Source organism: Peribacillus sp. P4_C12 (genome assembly GCF_056402095.1).
In genome coordinates, this window is the sequence record NZ_JBFUIB010000162.1 from 1 (window position 1) to 7,506 (window position 7,506).

At 39.0% G+C, this 7,506-nt stretch carries 7 protein-coding genes; all 7 read right to left on the minus strand.

The features are described from left to right. Positions 1 to 428: dihydroxy-acid dehydratase domain-containing protein (locus AC1DUW_RS17165; RefSeq protein ID WP_477643044.1), on the minus strand; the 428-nt coding region annotated here is incomplete at its 3' end. Between the two features lie 61 nt (positions 429 to 489). Next, positions 490 to 1,743: a nickel pincer cofactor-dependent isomerase, group 22 gene (locus AC1DUW_RS17170; RefSeq protein WP_477643045.1), complete on the minus strand. Its 1,254-nt coding sequence runs from the start codon at positions 1,741 to 1,743 to the stop codon at positions 490 to 492. 27 nt (positions 1,744 to 1,770) lie between these two features. Next, a complete protein-coding gene (locus AC1DUW_RS17175) occupies positions 1,771 to 2,811 on the minus strand; it encodes a TRAP transporter substrate-binding protein (RefSeq protein ID WP_223305490.1) in 1,041 nt (346 codons plus the stop codon). A gap of 61 nt (positions 2,812 to 2,872) precedes the next feature. Then, the gene (locus tag AC1DUW_RS17180) at positions 2,873 to 4,150 is read right to left on the minus strand and encodes a TRAP transporter large permease subunit (RefSeq protein ID WP_056520487.1); all 1,278 of its coding nucleotides are present in this window, start codon (positions 4,148 to 4,150) and stop codon (positions 2,873 to 2,875) included. Continuing rightward, entirely contained in the window at positions 4,147 to 4,722 is a 576-nt protein-coding gene (locus AC1DUW_RS17185; RefSeq protein ID WP_252432300.1) for a TRAP transporter small permease, read from the minus strand. The genes AC1DUW_RS17180 and AC1DUW_RS17185 overlap by 4 nt, the downstream gene beginning before the upstream one ends. Before the next feature lie 31 nt (positions 4,723 to 4,753). Then, the gene (locus AC1DUW_RS17190) at positions 4,754 to 5,779 is read right to left on the minus strand and encodes a TRAP transporter substrate-binding protein (RefSeq protein ID WP_477643046.1); all 1,026 of its coding nucleotides are present in this window, start codon (positions 5,777 to 5,779) and stop codon (positions 4,754 to 4,756) included. Between the two features lie 1,464 nt (positions 5,780 to 7,243). Next, the gene (locus AC1DUW_RS17195; RefSeq protein WP_053346453.1) at positions 7,244 to 7,462 is read right to left on the minus strand and encodes a hypothetical protein; all 219 of its coding nucleotides are present in this window, start codon (positions 7,460 to 7,462) and stop codon (positions 7,244 to 7,246) included. Between the last annotated feature and the right edge of the window lie 44 nt (positions 7,463 to 7,506).

Genomic DNA, 7,506 nt, shown 5'->3' on the forward strand with positions numbered 1-7,506 from the left:
TGATAACTGTGAGCTTCAAGCTGATTGACAACCATTTGTGCAACCGCATTTCTGCTTTGCAGTGAGTAACTCATCCCTTGATTGCTTTGTGCAGTTCCATCACACATTACCGGTGTCGAGAAGTGAAACGGCACACCGCCATTTTGCCAGATGCGGATTGCTGCCCGTGCGGACGTTTGGTAATCCATAATGTGCGCCGGGTGATCGGACGAACCGCCGATAATCGCAATACGCGGCGCATTTCTTTCAAGCCGCATATAAATTTCTTCCAGCGTCCAGTCCGGCTTGCCACCTTCATAGGTAGAACCAAGTGTCAATTTGGAGCGGTCTAGCAGACCCGCGACCGTAATCGGTTCATTTGCTTTTCCCTGTACGTTATCTCGGTAAGGGTTAACTTCGTTATCAATGAGGGGATATAGGTGAGTCATTTAAAGCACTCCTTTTCACTATTTTCAAATGAAATCTATTAAAAGAAATAAAGAAGGGTATCTAATAGTCTAAAACCAAGTCTTCTAATTCTGACAAGATTTCTAACTTGCTATTTCTTTCAGCCTCTTCCATCATGCTTTCAGAAATCCAAATTTCACCGATTTCAAGTGTATTTTTTATTCTTACGACTCTTACTTGATTTAAATCGAAGGCATTGCACGTTTTGATTGCAGCTTTTACAGCCAATTCCTGAGTATCTAAAAACATAGGGAGCTTTACAACATCTGTCACGGTGCTGGTGAGTGCATTGGCATACCCTTTTTCCCATTCGATTTCATTCATGACCGCTTTCGTCGTCATATCAGCCATACCGATGCCGTTTGCATTCCCATGAGTTTTCTCGGTAAGTCCAAGGACAACGGTCCGTTTAACTTCTGGACCGCCAGAAGCATAAGGAGTGGCGAAGTTGCCCGTTATGTTTGGATCCATTCCATCCCCGGAAATGTCTTTTCCTAGTTCATTTACAATAAGTACATCCATCTTATCGAAATGAATCTTTGGCATTAACGATTTCGCTTCTATCAACAGTCCAGGCTCAGCCTTTTCTAAATCCTCCGCCGGTACAGCTACGATTTTCGCAGGTTTATCGTAGGCATTTTCAATAGTCGCAATGCCGAATATAATCGGAGCTTTCGATAAGGAAATTTTCGCCATCTCAGGTACATGCTCAGCCATATACTTAAAACTATATGCATGAGCTGCTTCGGCTCCTTTTTGTTTACCTAAACCAATTGTGATCATTTTCATTAAACCACTTTCAACCGGCCCACGAAATGCAGTGTGTGGTTTTATCCGATTAATGACTATAATTTTGTCCGCTTCATAGGCAAATTTATCGATATATACAGGGAGCCCATTAGGCAACTCATCCAGTTTCACCACTTCCATTGAAGACCTTATTGGCGCTCCAACCACTTCTTCTGTCACACCCAGCTGATGCAACACGTCAATTTGCCCTTCCGCTGTTGCTCCGCCATGACTCCCCATTGCAGGTACAATAAATGGATTGCCTCCTGCATTCTTAACTGCAGCTGCTGTTTCTCTTACCAGTATAGGGAGATCTGCTAGCCCCCTGCTTCCTACAGCAATAGCCACATTGTCATTTTCAATTATTCTTGATAAAACCCCAGCTTCTTTTATCGCCTTTTGCACCTCACCCGCTACATCAGCGAGTTGAGGTGCATGAAATACCTGCCGCACTTTGACCATTTTCGGTAATTGAATTTCTCGTAAAAGCTCAGAGATAATATCCATTATCATTCCTCCATACTGCAGTGCTGTTTAATTACCGCGCACTTTTTCAACTTCGGTCATCATTTCTTCAACAAGATCCGGGCCGAACTTTTGGGCAAACTTGTCCGTCACTGGTTGAATAACTTCCTTCATTTTTGCCATTTCTTCCGGCTTTACTTCGTTGATTTTCATTCCTTCTTCTTCTAGATATTTAAGTGCTTTCTCATTTTCCTTTCGATTAAGTGCTCGTTGGTACTCTCCAGCTTCTTGTGCAGCCTCACTCATGATTTTTTGTTCTTCTTCCGATAAGTCATCCCAGAACTTTTTGCTGACAAGGAATACAAATGGTGTATAAACATGCTTTGTAAGGCTTAAGTAGTCTTGTACTTCATTATATTTTTGCGTTTGAATTGTCGCGAGAGGATTCTCTTGACCATCAACAGTGCCTGTTTCTAATGCGGTGAATACTTCAGAGAAAGCCATGGGAGATGGATTAGCCCCTAACTTTGAAAATGCATCTAAGTGCACTTCATTTTGCATGGTACGTATCTTAAGGCCCTTGAAATCATCAGCTGTTACAACTGGGTGTTTGCTGTTTGTTAAGTTTCGGAAGCCGTTTTCCCAGTATCCCAGACCTACTAAATCATGTTCCGGTAATTTATCCAAAAGCTTTTTACCTATTGCACCATCAAGTACTGAATAGGCTTCTTCTTCATTATTAAAGACAAATGGAAAGTCATAGATTCCAAATTCCTTTATCATCCCCACAAGTGGAGAAGTTGAAGGAACTGTTACTTCCTGTAAGCCTCCTTGAAGAGCTTCTGTCATTTTTTGATCATCTCCAAGGGTGGCATCAAAGAAGTTTTGGACTTTCATTTTCCCTCCACTTTTTTCTTCAAGCAGTTCTTTAAATTTGACCATCCCCTGCCCTTGTGGGTGCATTTTACTATTTCCGATACCTGCTTTGATTGTTCTTTCCTGGATACCGTCTGTTGTAGCGCTTTCATTTTGTGCACTTCCACAAGCACTTAATAGTAATATTCCCGGCAAAATCACACCAGCTGCCAATCGCTTAAGCCAATTATTCATCATATTTCCTCCTAAAATGTTATAACTCTGAGCATACAAATCCACTTACTGGTTCATTCCATTAGGATGTAAACCATCCTAGAGGGACTAATACTAAGGAAGGGAACAAGATTAACAAAATCAAAACAATTACTTCAACGAGCAAGAAAGGCCATATCCCTTTCATGATGTCTTCCATACTGATTTTACTTATCCCACACATGACATTTAAAACGGTTCCAACCGGTGGTGTAAGCAAACCAATGGCATTATTCAGGATAAACAGGACACCAAAGTATACTGGGTCAATTCCTGCTGCTTCAACTAGCGGCATCAAAACAGGTGTGAGAATTAGGATCGTCGGCGTCATATCCATCGCTGTTCCAACTACAATAACTAGCAAGTTTATCATTATTAATAGAAGGAGCGGATGATCCAAAAATGGTTCCAGCAAGCCAATTACCTGACCAGGTAAATCAGCTACAGTAATCAGCCAAGATGACACGAGTGCTGCTGCAACCAGAAACATGACCACACTTGTCATTTTTCCGGCATGAACAAAGACATCGTACAAATCTGTCACTTTCATTTCACGATAGATTACTAGACCGACAAATATTGCGTACACTGCTGCCACGACTGCAGCTTCAGTCGGTGTAAATAATCCGAATTTCAATCCCCCAATGATAATGACGGGTAGGAATAGAGCCCATATCCCTTGACGAAGTGAAATAAGTATTTCTTTAATTGAGGCACGAGGTTTAACGGCTACATTATCTTTGCGTGCTATAATGGCCCAGGTAATAGTAAGTCCGATCGCAAGTAAAACCCCTGGAACGATCCCTGCCATAAATAGCTTTGTAATGGACACACCACTGGCTACACCGAAAATAATAAAACCAATACTCGGTGGGATGATTGGGGCAATAATTCCACCAGATGCTATCAACCCGCTTGAACGGTTCACATTATAGCCAGCTTTTGTCATCATTGGTATTAAGATAGCCCCAAGAGCTGCTGTATCAGCAACGGCTGAACCTGATAAACTTGCAAATAATACACTCGCAATTATTGCAACATAACCAAGTCCTCCTTTGATATGCCCAACCATAGACATTGCCATCTCAACGATACGCCGTGACAATCCACCCCGATTCATTGCCTCCCCCGCCAACATAAAGAACGGAATCGCCATGAGTGGGAAATTATCAGCACCGCTGATTAAGTTTTGCGCGATGATTTGACTGTCAAAAATACCAAGAGCGTACATTAACACTACGCTACTTACAAGTAAGGCAAAAGCAATAGGCATTCCTAAAGACATTGCTCCTAGTAAAGATCCGACAAATACACCTATCATCCTTGTTTCTCCTCCTTCCCTTCTATAATTCCTTCTGTTATAAATTCATCACCATGGAGAGAGATTAGCTCTTCAGACTCACTAATACTGACTAATTCTTCGTCCTTAATCTTATTGAAAAAGATCCTATATAAATTGTTAATGATCAATAAACCCATGGAAACACTAACAAGGATACCTGTCCCATATACAAATGCTAATGGCATACCAGTAGCAGGCGCTGTACTATCAATGTTAATCAAAGTCATTTTCCAGCTACCATCCAGGACAAGGAGAAGGACAAACAATATCATCAAATCACTAATAACGAGCACCACTTTTTTCATCTTGTTTGGAAGCCTTTTAATGACCATGTCAACACCCAAGTGTTCTTTGTTTTTATAAGCACCAATGGCACCGAGGAACGTCAGCCAGATAAAAAGGTACCTTGACATTTCTTCTGACCAAGTGATACCTGAGTTAAAGAAATATCGAAGAACTACATTACCAAAGACGAGAACAACCATGATCACTAATGCAGCAGCCATAACAATGTTCAAAGTATTTTCTAATAGTCTGGATATTTTACTCATCTTTATATCTCCCCCTTCCTATGACCTTGCTTTATTCTGCTTTAATTTTTCCAACTAGCTCTTTTGCCCAAGCATTTTCTGCAAAGACTTCATCATATACAGGTTGAGACACCTTTACCATTTCTTGGGTAAATCTTTCGTCAGGCGTAGTAAATTTGATTCCATTATCCTGGAGGAATTTTTTATCATCTTCATAGCTTTGTTCCAGTAATTCAAACTCATATGCTGCTGCTTCTTTTGCTGCTGTTTCAATAATCTTTTGTTGTTCCTTAGTCAAGCCGTTAAAGAATTTGCTATTAATAATGTAAATATTAGGGCTAAACATATGCTTTGATTCTAGTACATCACTTTGAACTTCATTCCATCCTGAGGATCTAAGCGTGGCGATAGGGTTATCTTGAGCATCTACTACCTTTTGTTCAAGAGCAGTAAACACTTCAGAAATAGGCAGTGGACTAACGTTTGCTCCGAGCGATTCACCTAATTTTATGTAGTTTGGTATGTTAGGCATTCTAAGTCGAAGGCCATCAAAGTCATCCATACTTTCTATCGTACGATTGCTCGAAAACATTCTAAATCCATTTGCACTCCAAGCCAGTGGCGTTACTCCATGTTTTGGATTTAGGTCTTCGGTCAATTCTTCACCAATCGGACCATTCAGTACCGATTTTACATGTTCGAAATCTCTAAATAGGAATGGCCATTCAGGAACCCCCATTTTAGGAATGTCAGCCTGCATTATTAGACCTGGGATACCCATTTCGATTGTTCCGTTTCTGACACCATCATAAAATTCTTTTTCCGCTCCTAATGTACTGTTAGCATAAATTTGGACCTCTAATTCTCCATTGCTTTCCTTTTCAACCTGTGTTTTGAATTTTTCTTTTAATGCAATATTTTGAGGATGATCTTCAGCAAAATAATGTGCAACTTTAATGGTTTTCTTTTCAATCCCAGATCCGCTAGTCTTTTCTCCCTCACTTCCACATCCTGAAAGAAGTAATACCCCAGCAAGAGTTACGCTTGTGGCAAATCCATAAAAATTTCTTTTTTTCATTTAAAACACCCCCTGAAGTTTTTGTAAGCGTTATCATTATAGACTGATATTAAGAACTTCCCATTACTATTTCTTGTTAGTATCGCAGAATTTTGTTTTATAATATAAAACTCCGTTTTGTTTTAACCGGAGCAAGGAAGACAATTTACCAATAAATACCTGTTTACCCCATTATTATTTCTGCAATTTTTAGACCTAAGTTTTTCTTCAGTAATAAATGTGTTCTATAATGTAAAACTCAGTTTTCAAAATTAGAACTTACGTTGATTATAAGCTTCTGTTTTTATCCTTGTCAAACCATTTTTTGAATTTTTTAACAACTTAACAAAATACAATAGATACTCTTCTTTCCAGTCTATATTTAAACATCTCCTCCCGATATCCTCAAGGAAATACAAACAGAATTCTGTTGCCCTATCTGTCATTTTCGGTTCGGTGGAGGAAGTTATTTCAACTGAGCCCAAGCACAAAGATTTTTACTCACAAGGGGAATAACAACATTCTGGAAATTTCACTAAATTAATTAAACAATAAATATTTAAACCATTTGAAGAATGAATGAATAGAAGTTTCATTTTTTCTATATTAGGATATTTTTAAGATTTCTTAAGATATTGATTAGTCGACATTAAAGTCGCTCTTTCCTACTCTCTTTAACAGAAACCTTCTTGACGTTATTTTTGTTGTCCATAGCATCTATCAATTCTCTAGCTGAATCACATGTTTCTAAAAAGATGATGTTTTGGTACATTTAGAATGTAGGCTGGGTAACATCAAGAACACACGTTTCGACAATCGTTTAAACCTCTTTCGACCTAAGCGTCTTGGAGAGGTAATGGGTTACAATATGGTATGTCTGGTAATTATTCTCGCATTCGGACCTCCCCCGAGTTAATTTTGACGGTGACTGACATTATGATAATTTTTCATAATATATAGGGAGCTATCGGGGATTATCGGCATCCTCCTAGCCTTATCGATTCTATAAAAAAGTATTCCTATACCTGTTAGCAAGTTACAATTTATCGATCCATTCTTTTATTTTTCATTACGGTGACATTCGGAGGTACTTAACTTCACCTTCCTTCGCACTATTCCAATGAATCTGACATGGACGGAGTTTTCTTGAACTTTTTATATTTTACGATAGCTCTCATGCTTAATCGCCGGATTTTTGATGGAGCCATTTTAATTGTTAATCTTGCCTTCTGATTTCAGGGTTCCGGTTACTTAACGCATGCTAAGTTCCCTTTTAAGCACTAATATCGAAAAGTCAGTTTCTATTTTAGGTATGCAACAATGCTCAGCAACTTGATGAGTTTCCGCCACTTTCGATATGGCCTTAATCTTAGGCCTATAATGCAAATCAAAAGCATCAGTAACCCCTTTTATTCAAAGAGATTACTGATGCTTTTTTTACTTGCAGGAGATTCTTCTTTAAATAAATCTTGATATTTGCGCAAGCTATCCTTCCAATTGTTTCTGCACATGATTCTTCCATTTTTCAATTTCGATTTGCTCTTGCATAAAAAGTGAGTCCTTAAGGGTGTACAAAGTTGTTTGGAACCTTTTTGAGATATCCTCCTGAAATTGTACTTTATCAAACTCTTTATCAATTGGCCCCCATTTTCCCTCCATTTCATTCATGAAATCTTCCATTCTTTTAATGATATCCGTAACCAATTAACGCACCCCTACATGTTTATATAGTAAAAATTTATATTTCC

Bases quoted from the DNA above. Each gene is read 5' to 3' on its own strand.
- AC1DUW_RS17170 (WP_477643045.1), bottom strand. From the start codon at position 1,743: ATGGATATTATCTCTGAGCTTTTACGAGAAATTCAATTACCGAAAATG.
- AC1DUW_RS17175 (WP_223305490.1), bottom strand. From the start codon at position 2,811: ATGAATAATTGGCTTAAGCGATTGGCAGCTGGTGTGATTTTGCCGGGA.
- AC1DUW_RS17180 (WP_056520487.1), bottom strand. From the start codon at position 4,150: ATGATAGGTGTATTTGTCGGATCTTTACTAGGAGCAATGTCTTTAGGA.
- AC1DUW_RS17185 (WP_252432300.1), bottom strand. From the start codon at position 4,722: ATGAGTAAAATATCCAGACTATTAGAAAATACTTTGAACATTGTTATG.
- AC1DUW_RS17190 (WP_477643046.1), bottom strand. From the start codon at position 5,779: ATGAAAAAAAGAAATTTTTATGGATTTGCCACAAGCGTAACTCTTGCT.